This window comes from Mesorhizobium sp. M8A.F.Ca.ET.202.01.1.1 (assembly GCF_004791595.1).
Lineage (GTDB): Bacteria > Pseudomonadota > Alphaproteobacteria > Rhizobiales > Rhizobiaceae > Mesorhizobium.
In genome coordinates this window covers 70,430-85,887 of record NZ_SRUN01000017.1, presented here as the reverse complement: position 1 = coordinate 85,887, position 15,458 = coordinate 70,430, and the positions used below count along the sequence as shown (strand labels likewise).

The following is a 15,458-nucleotide window of genomic DNA, read 5'->3' as shown; positions in this document are numbered from 1 at the left end:
CTACAGAAGCGTCTTTTCATCCTTCCGGCACAGAACTGGGTCTCCAATGCATGAGCAAAGGAGCCTCACGATGAATGCCCTCACCCCCGCCGTATCGACGGGACCACTGCCCGCCTCGCGGAAAATCCACAAGCCCGGCGTCCTCTACCCGCAGATCAGGGTGCCGATGCGCGAGATTTCCGTCCATCCGACGGCCGGCGAACCGCCCGTCACCGTCTACGATCCGTCCGGCCCCTACACCGATCCATCAGTCGAAACCAGCATCGAAAAAGGCCTTGCCCGGCTTCGCCACGAATGGGTCACGGCGCGTGGCGATGTCGAAGCCTATGACGGCCGCCACGTCCGGCCGGAAGACAATGGATTCGCCACCGGCGAGCGCCTGACACCGGAATTTCCGATACGCAATCGGCCGCTCAAGGCCAAGCAGGGCAAGGCGGTGACCCAACTTGCCTATGCGCGCGCCGGCATCATCACGCCAGAAATGGAGTTCGTAGCCATCCGCGAGAATCTCGGCCGCGAGGTGATGCGCGGCAAGCTGCAACGCGACGGCGAAGCCTTCGGCGCGGCGATCCCAGATTTCGTCACACCCGAATTCGTGCGCGACGAGGTGGCGCGCGGGCGCGCAATCATTCCCGCCAACATCAATCATCCCGAGAGCGAGCCGATGATCATCGGTCGCAATTTTCTGGTCAAGATCAACGCCAACATCGGTAACTCGGCTGTCACATCGTCGATGGCCGAAGAGGTCGAAAAAATGGTCTGGGCTATCCGCTGGGGCGCGGACACGGTGATGGACCTGTCGACCGGCCGCAACATCCACAACATCCGCGACTGGATCGTGCGCAATGCGCCGGTGCCGATCGGTACGGTGCCGCTCTATCAGGCGCTGGAAAAGGTCAACGGCATCGCCGAGGATCTGAACTGGGAGGTCTACCGCGACACGCTGATCGAGCAGGCCGAGCAAGGCGTCGACTATTTCACCATCCACGCCGGCGTGCGGCTGCACTACATCCCGCTGACCGTCGACCGGGTCACGGGCATCGTCTCGCGCGGCGGCTCGATCATGGCCAAATGGTGCCTGCACCATCACCGGGAGAGCTTCCTCTACGAGCATTTCGAGGAGATCTGCGACATCGCCAGAGCCTATGACGTCTCCTTCTCGCTCGGCGACGGCCTTCGTCCCGGTTCAATCGCCGATGCGAACGACGCGGCGCAATTCGCCGAACTGGAAACACTTGGAGAACTCACCAAGATTGCCTGGGCAAAGGACTGCCAGGTGATGATCGAAGGCCCGGGCCATGTCCCCATGCACAAGATCAAGCAGAACATGGACAAGCAGCTCGCAGTGTGCGGTGAGGCGCCGTTCTACACGTTGGGGCCGCTGACGACCGACATCGCGCCGGGCTATGACCACATCACCTCAGGGATAGGTGCCGCCATGATAGGCTGGTTCGGCACCGCAATGCTTTGCTACGTCACGCCGAAAGAGCATCTCGGCCTTCCCGACCGCAACGACGTCAAGATTGGCGTGATCACCTACAAGATAGCCGCCCATGCAGCCGATCTGGCGAAGGGCCATCCGGCAGCGAAAACCAGGGATGATGCCCTTTCGCGCGCGCGCTTCGAGTTCCGCTGGGAGGACCAGTTCAACCTGTCGCTCGACCCCGAAACCGCACGGTCCTTCCACGACCAGACCTTGCCCAAGGAGGCGCACAAGCTGGCACATTTTTGTTCGATGTGCGGGCCGAAATTCTGCTCCATGCGCATTTCCCACGACATCCGTGCCGAGGCCCAGAAGGAAGGCATGGCGGCAATGGCGGCAAAATACCGGGAGGGCGGCGATCTCTACATGCAGGCGGACGAGACTGGCGTACCGGTCGTGCCAGAGGCTCCCAAACCATCATGAGGGTGCTCGTCAAAGGGGCCGGCGTTGCCGGCCTCACCGTCGCTTTCGAACTCGCCGCCCGCGGCGCGACGGTCACCGTCGCCGAGATGCGGCATGGCCTTGGTGGCAACGCGTCGTGGTTCGCCGGCGGCATGCTGGCGCCATGGTGCGAGCGCGAAAGCGCGGAGCAGCCGGTGCTGGATCTCGGACGCGATGCTGCCGACTGGTGGGATGCGGTGCTGTCGGGTCAGGTGACACGGGCCGGGACATTGGTCGTGGCCGCGCCGCGTGATGCCGGTGAGCTTGACCGGTTCGCCAGTCGCACGTCAGGGCATCGGCGCGTCGATGAAAACGAAATTGCGCTCCTGGAACCCGACCTCGCCGGCCGCTTCCGGCGTGGATTGCTCTTCCCCGACGAGGCTCACCTCGACCCACGCCCGGCGATGGCGGCACTTCATGACAAGCTTGCGACCATGGGTGTCAAATTCCACTTCGGCTGCGACGCCCGGCCTGTTTCGGGATTCGCCCGTCAGATAGACTGCATGGGAATGGCAGCGGCCGATGACAGGCTGCGCGGTGTTCGCGGCGAAATGCTGATCCTTCGCACGCCTGATGTCTCGCTGTCGCGGCCGGTCCGTTTGCTTCATCCACGCTTTCCGCTTTATGCCGTGCCGCGCACCGATCACTGTTTCATGATCGGAGCGACGATGATTGAAAGCCAGAGCGCCGGACCGGTGACGGCGCGTTCCATGATGGAGCTGCTGGGCGCCGCCCATGCCCTCCATCCGGCCTTTGGTGAGGCCGAGATCGTTGAAACCGGTGTGGGTGTCCGTCCGGCATTTCCCGACAATTTGCCACGCGTCGAAACAGACGGTGAGATCATCGCGATCAACGGTCTTTATCGTCACGGTTTTCTCCTCGCCCCCGCCATGGCGCGCCAGGCTGCCGACCTGGTTTTCAGTCAAGACAGAACCAAGGAGCATGCTCATGAAACTGATGGTCAACGGCGAGGCGCGTGAGATTGCCGCCACCACGCTGGCCGAGTTGCTTGCCGCGCTCGACTATGAGGGCGATTGGCTCGCCACCGCCGTCAACAGCGACCTCGTGCACAAAGCCAACCGCGCGGAGTTCCAGTTGAGCGACGGCGACCGGATCGAAATCCTCTCGCCCATGCAGGGCGGCTAGCATGTTGGAGCTTTATGGAACCGAGCTTTCGTCGCGCCTGCTTCTCGGCACGGCTCAGTATCCTTCGCCGGCCATCCTTGCCGATGCAGTCAAGGCATCGGGCACGTCGGTGGTGACCGTCTCGTTGCGGCGTGAGATGGCGGGCGGTAGGGCCGGCGAACAATTCTGGTCGTTGATCCGCTCGCTGGGCGCCAGAACCCTGCCCAATACCGCCGGCTGCCTCTCCGTCAAGGAAGCCGTCACCACCGCGAAAATGGCGCGCGAGGTCTTCGGCACCAACTGGATCAAGCTCGAAGTGATCGGCAATCACGACACGCTACAGCCGGATGTGTTCGGTCTGGTTGAAGCCGCCCGCATCCTGTGCGAGGACGGCTTTGCGGTATTCCCCTATACCACCGACGATCTCGTTGTCGCCGAGCGGCTGCTGGAAGCGGGCTGCAAGGTCCTGATGCCGTGGTGCGCACCGATCGGTTCCGCCTTGGGACCGGTCAACATGACGGCGCTGCGCTCGATGCGCGGATATTTCCCTGGCGTCCCGCTGATTGTGGATGCGGGGCTCGGACGGCCGTCGCACGCGGCCACCGTCATGGAACTCGGCTTTGACGCCGTGCTCCTGAACACAGCGGTCGCCAAGGCGGCAGATCCGGTCGGCATGGCGCGTGCTTTCGGTAAGGCGGTCGACGCCGGTCGTGAGGCGTTCAGTTCGGGAATGCTCGAACCGCGCGACGTCGCCGTGCCATCGACACCGATGGTCGGCAGGGCCGTTTTTTCATGAAGCTCGATCCCTTCTACCTGATCGTCGACAGCGCCGCCTGGATCGAAAGGTTGGCGCCGCTCGGCGTCAAGCTGATTCAGCTTCGCATCAAAACCATGGATGAAACCGGGCTGCGCGCGGAGATCCGCAAGTCGAAGGCCTGGTGTGTCCAACAAAAAAGCCAGCTCATCATCAATGATTATTGGCGCCTGGCAATCGAGGAAGGCTGCGATTTCGTGCATCTGGGCCAGGAGGATTTGCAAACGGCCGACCTCTCGAGGATACGGGCAGCGGGCGTCAGGCTCGGATTGAGCACGCATGATCATGTCGAGCTGGAAACGGCCATGTTTGCCGAGCCCGACTATGTCGCGCTCGGTCCGATCTATCCCACCACTTTGAAGAAAATGAAGTGGGCACCGCAAGGGCTAGAGCGGATCAGCGAGTGGAAGCGGCGGGTGGCGCCGATCCCATTGGTCGCCATCGGCGGCCTCAACCCCGACCGCCTCGACGGCGTCTTTGAGGCCGGCGCCAACAGCGCCGCAGTGGTCACGGACATCACGTTGAGCTTCGACGCCGAAGCGCGCACGCGAGAATGGATCGAAAAGACGGACCGATGGCGATGAGACGAGAACCGCATGTGCTTGTCGTTGGCGGATCAGATTCCAGCGGGGGTGCTGGAATAGCACGCGACATCGAGACGATCTCTGCCGTTGGCGTGCGCACCTGTCTCGCCGTCACAGCGCTAACGGTGCAAACGCACGACGCCGTGATCGAAATCCATCATTCGCCACCCAGCATGGTGGCCAATCAGATGTGTGCCGCGCTACAGGCCAACGACGTAGCCACAATCAAGATCGGCATGCTGGCGACTGCCAAGATCATTGTTGCCGTTGCCGCAGTGCTGCGCAAATTTCCGCAAGTGCCGGCAGTACTCGACCCTGTGCTGGCCTCCACCTCAGGCCGCGCACTTCTGGAAGCAGGCGCTATCGCTGCCATGAAGCGCGATTTGATGCCGCTTTGCTGCATTGTCACGCCCAACCTTCCTGAACTGGCGCTCCTTACTGGTTCCGAACCGGCTTCGGATGAGGACGGTGCGCTCCAACAAGGACAAAGACTGCAGGCCGTCGGCCCTCAGGCCCTGCTGATCAAGGGTGGGCACGCGTCGGGTCCCCGATCGGCCGATATTCTGTTACGCTCCGATCATGAACCCATCCACTTCGACACGCCGCGCCTTGCTATATCGATGCGCGGAACAGGTTGCATGCTGGCCAGCGCGATTGCGGCGCATCTGGCGAAGGCGAAGTCGCTCGAAGATAGCGTGCGCGAAGGCAAGCTGTTTGTGTTCGAGAAGCTTCAGAAATGCCGGCTGAATAATCACAACGTTCTGCGTCCAGCCAAGCAGACCCATTTTCCAGAATTTTTCCCGTAGCGAGACTGGAGGGCTACTGCTTCTCTATGCCATCCTTACAACGCGTTGAGTTCCACTGTGCCGTCCAGAATTATCTGTCGTTGTCCAGAATTAAGCCGGGCTTAGAACTGAAACGAACCCGCCGAAAGGTACGAGCGGCCCTCACTCGATAAGGGTTACCAAACCTATTCCTGTGGGCTACCAATCCGCGTGGTGGGTGGCCTTAGGTTACCAATCAGTGTGGCGTCCGGAATTATCTGCCTCTCTCCGGAATTAAGCCGAGATTAGAAGATCGGTGCGGTATTGCGCCCGGTCAAACCGTCTCGATTTGCGGCGTAGCCGACGTGTCTCACGCTTGGCGGCGTCGCACGCTGGTCCCGATTGTCGCCCGAATATCTGCCTACCGGCGACAGTGAATGCGCCAAGCTAGACCTTCGTCGATAGGGCGGCTCCGGTTTACCAATCCTGTCGTCCTAGGTTGACCAATCCGTTGTCGACCGTGAGCGGGTTTACCAATAAGGGCGGCTATATTCTGCGCAAACCCAATCACCTGATGCCAATCCAGAATTAATCGTCATTAAGGGCATTGGTAAACTCAGTCTGAAACCCCACCCTTAGCCAGAAAACTCTCCTGTTTTCAATCGCATAGCCCGCCCGCCAGCAACCGATAATTCGGGACCGGTAAACCCGTGAAAGGCCCAATAATTCCGGACGTCACACCAGTCTGCCCTTTTATGCGACTTTTCGAGCACAGACCGGGAACATCTGACCGTTTCCATTCATCGCCCAAGGCCGGTTTAGCGCTGGAAAAGCCAAAGTGCGGGAGTAAGAATGGCCGCAACGGGGCCGGAAGCCGTCGGTCAGCTTTCGGGGAGTGATCCCGGTAAGTTCGCAACTCATTCGCTTCTTTTCTGCAGTCCCCGCCATTACGAGTTGGCGGTGTCGGTCGCCGAGGGGATCAACGCCATTACTGCGGCTAGTTCGGCCCTCCGGACGAGGAATGGCATGCGCGTCGTCCCATAGTGCTTGGCAAGATGGAAGCGGTGCATGCCTCCTACGATGTGAACTTGGCCTTGGTACTCGCCGAGCAAAGGCGGTGTGACACCGCGGCCATGCAGCCATCGGTAGGCGATCCCACAGCTCTTGCTCTTGTAACGTTGATGCCAAGGACCCTTGTCCCTGCTGGCGGCGTAGGTAAGCCTACCGCCAACGTCAGTGACATCAGCGTCGATAAGAATGAAATCCGTCGAAGCGTGGTCGCTGGGATCATCGCCGTCGAACGCGAGATAGAAGTTTGCAGGATCGCAGTCCCATATCGCAGTCAGTGCAACCGGAATGTTCTTTCTTCCTTTGCACCAGATGTCGACCTTGCGTTTCTCCTGAGCGCGGGCGACCTCGAAGGCTTCGTCTAGTTTTCCTTCCGCGACATCCATGGCTGTGATGACGTTCAAGCCAAGGGCCGTCAGACGGTTGATCTCGTCCACGTTCGCCATGCCTTCTCCTCTGGCAGCAGATTATTATCCACCGTTGGAAGATGCGGCGGCAATCCAAGCCTGAGGCACGAGGGCCTGTCCACGCCATTCCTCAATCAACTTGACTCCGGGAAGCTTGCCCCAGACGTCCTCATCTGCATGATCCAGCACGATGATCTGGAGGCGACCTTTCGCGGCCATGACCTCAGCGCCTAGGAGCGCAAAGACCTTCCTGACGGCGACCACGTCCTGATCCCTCCACGCGATGAGGTCGGGGCCCTCGTCGCCCGCCGCCCGCTTAGGAAAATAGACTTGGCTAGGTTGGTCGAAGATCAGCTGACCAGGGACTGGGTGATGAGGTTCGGCCAGGAAGTAGTGCTGCAGCGCAAGCATTAGTGCGACGTGATACGCGAGCCAATTGGCGCCGCTGCCAATCTCCCACAGGTAGTCCTCACGCGTTCCCCTAGTCACCTTGACGGTCAGGTCTTCAATCAACAGCCTAATCGGGGCCTCGGGCCACTCCGCGTCAAGCTGCGGAATCAGCCGATTGGCATGATGGGAGACTTGGTTCAACGCGTTGAATAGCTTGCGCTGGATGTCGGCCTCGGAGATCGTCTTTTGCAGCGTTGCAATATCGGCCTGCAGCGAGGTGAGTTCCTGCCGCAAATCCGACGACTGGTCGGCGCGGTCGTAGACGTGCAACGCCTGCTCCAATCGACCGAGGAAGCGCTCAAGCCTATCGAAGCGATTGGCCTCGTCTCGGGCGACGTCAGAGTCCCGTTCCAGCACCGCTATCTCGCTACGGACATCGTTCAACTCAGATAGGACCGCTTCAGCGGCGCCGCGCTGGCGCAGGATTTCCTTGTCAAGCGTGTTAGACATCGCAGGGTGGGTCCGCAGTCGGATCTCCAGACCGCCGAGGTTGTCGCAAAGGGCCAAGACCTTCTCGCGGCCGCCGTCCCCGAGTGCGACCAACGGATCGGCGAACTCGTCGGCCAAGTCCCTCAGCCACGTGGAAAGGTCCAAGCGGTCACGTTGGATGCGCATGGCGTCGCCGTACGCCTCGCTGCTCTCCACCAGACGGCGCAGTTCGTTCAGGCGCTGACGATGCTCGGTAAGTCGCGCGGCGATTTCAGTTTCCGACGCACGAAGGGTTTCCAGACGCGTCAGCACCACATCGATGCCGGCCAGGCTTGGTCGAGCAAGACTTGAGTTGCTGTTCGACACGCGCCGAAGCAGGTCAACAACGTCACTCCAGTCCTTCGGCACTTCAGTGGAGGAATCGACTAGGCCAAGTTCGACTGCCTGACGCAGCCACGCCTCCGCCTCCGCCCGCCAAGCGCCAGTTGCCGACACGATCGCGCGTAGCTCAGCCTCCTTCCGGCGGAGGTTGCGCTGGAGCCGATCGATCTCAAACCGCGCCTGGAGAATCTTTGCCGTGACCGCGCCCAGAACGTACGGGAAGATGGTCTTTAGCTTCTCCCGGTGTTCCGTCGTATCGGCCTTGAAAAACATCACGTCGGGATTGGCGATCACGTTCTGAGGTTGGAACGTGAAGGCCATGAGGTCGCGGAAGCTTGGCCTTTGCTTGAATCCATTCTCTGTACCTGGTTCGAAGTCGAGGTCAGTCAGTCCTGCCAGGCGGTTCATCGCGCGCTTGACCGTGTCGACATTGGTGGTCTTGTCGGTGATCGTCTCCGGAATTTCGACCTGTGCGCCCTCCAGCAGCACCATGTCGCCTGTGCTCTGTTGGTCCCCCGGTTCGCGTCGCGCCAAGAGCTTTTCGCCCTCCAGCGTCTCGATCAGAATGCCGAACCAGCTGCAGTTCTCGCGGATTACGCCCACCGGAATCGCGCATTTCTCCGAGCCCAGACAGTAATCAACAATAGGGATAACGGCGGACTTCCCGGTCTTCGACGCGCCGCTGATGACGTTGACGACACCGGGCTCGAACTTGACGACCCGCGGCGCTGCACCATTGCGGGGCCAAAGGATCAGTTTTCGAAGCTGGAAATACATCTAGAACTCCACCCGTAACAGGTTGGCCACCTGCGCGGTCCCCAGGTTCGAAAACCAGAAACCCAATTTCTCCGAGGCAGGTCCGAGGTGCTTGACGCGCTCTGGAAGGACGAGCCTCCTCGGTTTCGGTTCTGGTACGTTTGCTCTTAAAGTAGCATCCTTGTAATCCACGGACAGCAGCCGCCCGCTCACACCGACAGCGGCCGATTGCAATGTCAGAGTACGCAGCAGCAGCGCTCGCTCGTGGACGGCGAGGAGTTGTTCCCGTTCCTTCCCGAGCTTGGCCGCGAAGAGCGCCAGTCCAGAGGGTCGGTTTGTCGAAGTCACGATTTCGAGCGTTGCGCGATGCAGGACGATTGGCAGCACGAGAAACGCCAAGGCGAACGGCGCTGGACGTTCGTCCTCAGCCTGGAAACCTTGGCCAAATTGCCACAATGCGAAAGCCCCAAGTCCTGGATTCTGGACAAGGGCGAGGTCGCTGAGCGGTAGGTGCGATCGGCCAGCCTCAATCAAGTCGCTGGCTCCAAAAGAGTCTGGTAGTCGGGATGCCAGCCGAGGCGCAGGCCGTGGGCAAGGGCGTTGAACGATCCGTGGACGAAATGACCGGGGACGACTCGACCATCGAGTGGAGGCTGCAACTGCGCGCAGCGCCTGTAAACTATTCTACCACGAACCGTTGCGGGGTGTCCGGCCTGTATGTCGTGCACCTCTGCACTGACGTGCTCATAGCGACCGACAAGATCATCGTCCCAGTCACTTAGGTTCTTCTCAAAGATTAGCCCGCTTTCGCCCCAGATCGAGATGTCGGCGAGCGTCCTAAGGTAATCGCTAACAGCCCGGACGCACGCTTCGTCTCCCACCTCGATCAGCTCGAGTTGGCGGACGAAGGCGGGACGGTCGGCGATCAATTGTTCGATGGCCTCGACAGGCGGTTGCTTGGTGAAAGACGACAGCAGCCCTGGAAGGTTGTTCTTCTGAACAAATGCTCTTTGCTCGGCCTGAAACGCGTCCACGTCCAAGATGGCGGGCTTGCCAGCTCTAATCAGCCTGTCCGCCGCCTCCTTCGCAGCGCCGATCGCGCGTTCGCACACTAGGTCGATGATGAGCGGAGAGACCGTCGGCTTGAAGATCGCGCGTATCGGATCGACGGGATCTGCATCGACGCTGATAACGGCGAGATTCTTGACCAAGGCGGCGCAATGAGCCGCATCAGCGTTCAGGAAAGCTTGGACGTCGGCGTCGCATGCCGGTGCAGCTTTCAGCTTGCTGTGGGCTTTGGCGAGGTTAGCGACCAGCGCCTCGACGTCGGCATCTGTTTTCGCGTCGTTCAGCGCGATCGCGAAGGCACCCGCCTTCACCGGTGTGACATATAGCCGGAAATGGCTGGTCGCCGGGTCGATCTCTCCCGCCGCCATGAAGCTGAGCCAGTTGGCCAGAGACTTCCACAGGTCCGCAGCCCAGTCGGATATCGGATTTTGCTTCAGTGCGCTCTTGCTTTGCTCAAGAACGACTTCGCCGCCGACCAGGTGAACCGCCACATCGTCTAAATGTTCAAGAGAGACCAAGGCGCCGCTAGGCGCGTTGAGCAGGTGAAAGCAAAGGCGTACAGGTTGAAGCGCATAGCCGAGGTATTGGCCAGCGGCGCTGTGTTTTCCCGTTTGCGTCTTCGCGTTCATTGCCCATCCCGTTCTCCCGAGTCGCACCGGAAGAAGCCAGTAACGATATTGGTATAGTTCGCCGTTGTTTACAATTGGCGCCCCGGCGATAGGACGGCTAGGCGCGATACAATTGCTGTTTAGGGCCAGCTCTCGAAGTCCAGATTCGGCAGGACAATGAATTTGCAGGACGTCCATTATGGGCACATCGGGGCCGTCTATGGCTCGGGCGATATGTCCGCTTTTGGACGAACGCGAAGTTTGCCGGAACGTCTGACTTTGGGCGCATACTTGCCGTCAAATTCGGCGTCCTTCACTGGTTCGTTCACGTATTCCGGAGAAAATTACTGTGCGAGTTGATGGATCCTCGTTCCCGGTACGACAGCCTCAGCTATTTCACATAGATGCTTATGGTGCGTCAGGTAGATGACCTGACCTGTGTTTGCCATCGCTCCGAACAGCCTGAAAACCTCCTCCGAGCGAATATGGTCGAACGTCTCCATGATGTCGTCGGCGACGAATGGGACCGAGGGCCGAAATTGCGCGAACTCGTAATAACCGGCGAGTCTTAGGGCAAGGTACAGCTGAAATCGTGCACCCTTTGAAAGCGCTTCGGTGACCTTGGATTGCCCGTCACCCTGCACAGCAATGAGAACCTCACCACCTCTTACAGGCTGGGTTGTCAGCCCCGAATACTGGCCACGCGTCATTAGCTTGAACGCGTCTGATGCGCGCGCCATCATGCCGGAGCGATGGCTCTCACGGTAGATCCGCAAAGCATTGCCAGCCGACATGATGCCAAGCTTCAGCTCTATGTAGCGAACGGCCTTCTCCTCGATTTCCAGCAGGGTTGTGCGCCGTTCAGCATCCAGGCGTGCAACCGCACTATCACCGCCGATGGCGTCCAGCTTGTCGGCCGCGCGCGTCTGCCGGATCAGCTGTTGCTGGATGGTTTCATCGAACAGGCGAAGCCGCTGCTCACCCTCAGCCTTCTCGACCGCGAGGCCGTCGAAATCGATCGCGTCCAGGATCGAGCGGGCCTGCTCGAATCCGTCGACCGCGAGCTCCGCCACTATCCGTTCCTCAAGTTCGGCGACGGTGGTGCGCAAGCCATCGCGCTCACGCAACAGCTCATCGCGTTCGACTACCTCGGGCAGAGTGGCGACACCAAAGACGCCCAGCACCTCGTTCTTGCGGCGTTCGTGTGCCAAAATCTCAGTGTCGAGGATGTCGCGCGCCTCCTTGAGGCGCTTCAGGTCGTTGCCGAGGCTTGCCTTCGTTTCACGTGTCCGCTCGGCACGCTCTAGGCGCTCGGCAAGGCGGATGGCCAACTGCTCCGGGTCGGTATCCTTCGTCGGCTCGTCGGCTTCAACCGCAACGGCGATGACCTCGACCAGAAAATTGGCCCTGTCGGCCTCCATCTTGTCGATACGCAGCTGCAGGTCGTCCCGTTCCTGCAGGCTTCTTGAAAGTTCGGCCAATTGATCGAGCACAGTGCCGACGCCGGATGCGGAGAGCCCGCTTTCGAGCCAAGTTCCCTTGAGTGCTTCGGTAATGCCGGCCAGCCATTCCTCCTCGCGACGCTCCGCCACACCTACTGCAACCCGTCGTGCCGCTAGATCCTCTTCTTTGGAGCTCACCATTCTGAGCGCCTCGGCATACTCGGCGTCCACCTTGCGCTGCCGATCCAGAAACGGCTCCGCGATGGCCATGATTGCTTCGAGGGTGTCGTTGGACTCTGATACAATGCCGACGCTTCCCAGCACTGCTCTCATTTCCAAGCGTATCTGCTCGCCGGCGTCAGCGGCTCGCTCGGCCTTCAAGCGAGCAAGTTCGATCTGCTCCCAGGCAGCGAGCGCATCGCTGCGCGCCTCGATCTGATCCTCGATCCTTTCGATCAGGCGCTCAGACGAAGGTTCCACGGCGTCTCCGAGCAGGTCCCTGGCGGCCGCGCGGATTTCCAACAATTGGGTATCCACATCCTTGCCGAGCTGTGTGCGTTGGATGCCGTTGCGTGACAGGTTGGCCGCGGCCTCGGCCAGCTCGCGCGTAGTTGCCCGGATCTCAGCCAGATCCGCCGCGCCGGCCAGCCGGCCTGCGCTGGCAATGTCATCGCGCGCCAATGCCACGGCGAAGTCGTCAGCGGTGTCACCGGTCAGCGCTGCGCGGTGCGTTGCCCACGCATCATCGCGAACTCGGCGGATGGCGGTAGCCGCTTCATCGTCGACAATGTCGCCCGAGGCACGAAGGGCATCCAATCGTGCGGCGAGCATGGCATGGTTGCCCTCGTATTCAGCAAGGCGTTCGGCAAGTACGGCGGTGTTCCTTGCCAGTTCTGACGCTACTGTCTTCCAGGCGGCAATCTGCCCGGCGCTCGGAACCGCGACGTTGGCGAGAGCGAGGGCATCTCCGTTCCATGGACGCAAGCGCGCGAGCGCCGCCTTCCATCGGATTGTTCCCGCATCTTCCGCCTCGCGAGCCGTCCTAATCTCTGCCTGGTGTCCGCTTGCTCGCGCTTTCGACAAAGCCGAGCCCAGCCTTGCCCTGGCAGGTTCGGGCACCGCCCTTTCCTCGCCGACCCGCTGCCTTGCCACCTGCAGCGCATCGAGTGCCGCCGCGGCTTCGTCGCGAGCGGCACGCATCCCGGTAGCAATCCCGGACCTCTGCTCGACCATGGCGCGAACGACGCCAACGGTGACGGCAGGCAGAAGCATCGCGCCAGGATCCGCCTCGGAAGATCGGCCCAAGGCGGCAAGGCAGCTCGCCACGCTGTTGTTGAGGATTTGCAGCTCCATCCTGCGAGTGGGCAAGTCAAAGCCAGCCGCGGTATGGCGCACCTTGCTCTCCGCCAGCCCGCGAATGCGTTCGGAAATCGACAGGATCGGTTCGTCCTCGTCGACCGCAGTGACTTTTTCCGCCAGGCGCTCGGTCTCGTCGATGTTTGCGGACAGCCGCGTTCTGAGGCTGGCATCGTCATCGATCAGTTCGGTGACACTTCCCGTCGATGTCCGGGCTGGGGAGGCGATGTCCGGCAGCTGATCCAGCCGGGCAATCTTGCGCCGGATATCCGCCAGCATCGGCGCAGCACGCACGTAACGAGCAAAGGTATCCAGCCTGGCCACCAGCACCGCCCGATCGCTGATGGTTCGGCCGTACTGCTGCGCTGCATCGAGACGTTCGGCCTCCAGGCCCTCGTAGGTTGATGCAAGGGTGTCGATCGCATCCCTGCGCGACTTTACGTCAACAAGGCGCTTCTTCAACAGCGCCAGTTCGGTTCCATGCGCCTGCTTCCGATACAGAGCGTCTGCTTCGGCATCGAGGGCGTTCAACGTATCACTTGCGTTCCCAAGACCGGCGCTGGCCGTGAACAGAAGCTTGCCGAGGTCGCCCCGCGACTCCAGGATAGATTTTCCGCCGGCTTCCAACGTCTCGTCATCGAGTGAGAACATCGTCGTGTAGGCGTCGCGCGACAGACCGGCGAGATGCGCCGTGATCGCCACCTCGCTTACCGGTTGGCCCGTCGCATTCAATAGCGAATTACTGCGCTGTTTCGTACGCGTGAACGTGTGTTCGGAGCCGGCCAGTTCCAGCACCCCGCCGATGCGCATGGCACTGTACTCGTGCAGGAAGTTGTAGCGGCTCCGTTCCTCGATGCCGAACAGCAAGTCTAGATAGGCCGAAAGCGCAGTCGATTTGCCGGCCTCATTCAGGCCAAACACGATATGCAGATCAGGTCCGGATTCCGGTTTGGGTCCGAAGTCGATCGAACGATCGGTGAACTTTCCATAACGAATGAGGTCAAGGCGCCGCAACCTCATGACGATCCACCGGCCTTAAGGCGGGCAGTCACCAAGTCCGCGCCCTTGGAAAGCACCTGATCGAGGAACTGTTCCAGCCCGGCTTCGTCCGTCCCAGCAAAATCCCGCCCGTCGGCCGGAAGGTCGGCGACCATCTTTTGGACGAACGCCCTCGCCTCAGCGCGGAAGGCCTCCGAGGTGGCATCGGCACGCATTGATTGCTCGAGTTCGAAAATCGGATCAGCAATATCCTCGGCGGTCTCCGTCCGAGGCGGCGCGAGGTCAAGCTCGAGCTTCTCCACCCACGTATGGCCTAGCTGTTCCGCAGCCTGTTCGGCTTCGGCAAGAAGGAGGTCCCTGTCGCGGATCAGCGCCCACATCAGTGGTGACGTTCCTGTCAGGCCAATGCGAGCCACAGCATGACGCGATCGGACGGTTGCCCGCATCTCTTCGAGTGCGAAGCGAACACGCGCGACGGCCTCGGGCCACTCCACCGCTCCGGTAAGGTCGACGCTCACCCGTTCGAACTGCGCAACGCTGGTCAGCCGTTCCTCGATCTCCACCGAACGGTCGTGGCGCACCGTCACCAGGGTGACTGATTTCTCACCGGCCTCGTTGATATCCCTCCCCTGCGGTATTCCCGGCATCACCACGGCACTGGCGCCAGGATGGACTTGGCGAGCATGGATGTGGCCGAGGGCCCAATAGTCGAAACCGTGGGCGTGCAAGTCAGCGATGCTGCAGGGCGCGTAAACGTCGTGACCTGGCGATCCAGCCAGACTGGTATGCATGATGCCTATGTTGACGGCCCCTTCACGAGCCGCCGGATATTTGGTTAACAGGCTGTCCGGCGCCTTAGGGTTCGCAAAGCTCAAACCATGGAATACGACGTCCAGACCGCCGGCTGTCTGCAATACCGACTGAGCACGACCACCAAAGATGGTAACGGTGTCGGGAAATACCAGCTGTTTGGAAATCCGCGACAGGGCGTCATGATTACCGCGGATCTTGAAAACCATGATGCCGGCCTGGTGCAGGCGTGTCATCTGCGCGCCCAAGAACCGCGCTGTCTTCATTGAAGTCTGGTCGCCATCGTATAGGTCGCCAGCAATGACCAACGCGGCCACACGTTCCTCAAGGCAGAGATCCACTATCGAAACGAATGCCTGGCGGCTGGCGTCGCCCACCAGCCCGGCAAGATCGGGATTTCGCATCGCCAGCGAACGAAGCGGCGAGTCGAGATGAATATCGGCCGTGTGTACGAATCGAAATGCCATTCGGCC

12 protein-coding genes are annotated in these 15,458 nt (G+C 60.8%); 6 read left to right on the top strand and 6 right to left on the bottom strand.

What is annotated here, in order from left to right; genetic code table 11:
• The first annotated feature begins 70 nt into the window (after positions 1-70).
• From thiC to EN845_RS29450, 6 genes are read left to right on the top strand one after another with little or no spacing between them, the layout of a single operon-like run.
• Positions 71-1,906, top strand: a complete 1,836-nt coding sequence (gene thiC, locus EN845_RS29475) for a phosphomethylpyrimidine synthase ThiC (protein ID WP_063169414.1) — start codon at positions 71-73, stop codon at positions 1,904-1,906.
• Positions 1,903-2,904 (top strand): glycine oxidase ThiO, encoded by a 1,002-nt coding sequence (gene thiO / locus EN845_RS29470; protein WP_127873395.1) that lies wholly within the window; start codon positions 1,903-1,905, stop codon positions 2,902-2,904. The genes thiC and thiO overlap by 4 nt, the downstream gene beginning before the upstream one ends.
• Entirely contained in the window at positions 2,873-3,070 is a 198-nt protein-coding gene (gene thiS / locus EN845_RS29465; RefSeq protein ID WP_024504260.1) for a sulfur carrier protein ThiS, read from the top strand. Before thiO ends, thiS begins: the two co-directional genes overlap by 32 nt.
• 1 nt (position 3,071) lies before the next feature.
• A complete protein-coding gene (locus EN845_RS29460; protein ID WP_024504259.1) occupies positions 3,072-3,845 on the top strand; it encodes a thiazole synthase in 774 nt (257 codons plus the stop codon).
• Positions 3,842-4,447, top strand: coding sequence for a thiamine phosphate synthase (locus EN845_RS29455; RefSeq protein ID WP_127873391.1), 606 nt, complete (start codon positions 3,842-3,844; stop codon positions 4,445-4,447). Before EN845_RS29460 ends, EN845_RS29455 begins: the two co-directional genes overlap by 4 nt.
• Positions 4,438-5,253 (top strand): hydroxymethylpyrimidine/phosphomethylpyrimidine kinase, encoded by an 816-nt coding sequence (locus EN845_RS29450; protein ID WP_127808891.1) that lies wholly within the window; start codon positions 4,438-4,440, stop codon positions 5,251-5,253. Before EN845_RS29455 ends, EN845_RS29450 begins: the two co-directional genes overlap by 10 nt.
• Before the next feature lie 905 nt (positions 5,254-6,158).
• Here EN845_RS29450 and EN845_RS29445 read toward each other — a convergent pair.
• From EN845_RS29445 to EN845_RS29420, 6 genes are all read right to left on the bottom strand, one after another.
• A complete protein-coding gene (locus EN845_RS29445) occupies positions 6,159-6,725 on the bottom strand; it encodes a hypothetical protein (protein WP_063169418.1) in 567 nt (188 codons plus the stop codon).
• Between the two features lie 24 nt (positions 6,726-6,749).
• Positions 6,750-8,723 carry a DUF3732 domain-containing protein gene (locus tag EN845_RS29440; protein ID WP_127873390.1) on the bottom strand — a complete coding sequence of 658 codons (1,974 nt, stop codon included), beginning with the start codon at positions 8,721-8,723 and terminating at the stop codon, positions 6,750-6,752.
• Entirely contained in the window at positions 8,724-9,236 is a 513-nt protein-coding gene (locus tag EN845_RS29435) for a three component ABC system middle component (RefSeq protein WP_063169420.1), read from the bottom strand.
• Positions 9,233-10,399 (bottom strand): ABC-three component system protein, encoded by a 1,167-nt coding sequence (locus EN845_RS29430; RefSeq protein ID WP_063169421.1) that lies wholly within the window; start codon positions 10,397-10,399, stop codon positions 9,233-9,235. Before EN845_RS29430 ends, EN845_RS29435 begins: the two co-directional genes overlap by 4 nt.
• Positions 10,400-10,722: 323 nt before the next feature.
• A complete protein-coding gene (locus EN845_RS29425; RefSeq protein WP_127873389.1) occupies positions 10,723-14,196 on the bottom strand; it encodes an AAA family ATPase in 3,474 nt (1,157 codons plus the stop codon).
• A complete protein-coding gene (locus tag EN845_RS29420; RefSeq protein WP_063169423.1) occupies positions 14,193-15,452 on the bottom strand; it encodes a DNA repair exonuclease in 1,260 nt (419 codons plus the stop codon). Before EN845_RS29420 ends, EN845_RS29425 begins: the two co-directional genes overlap by 4 nt.
• Between the last annotated feature and the right edge of the window lie 6 nt (positions 15,453-15,458).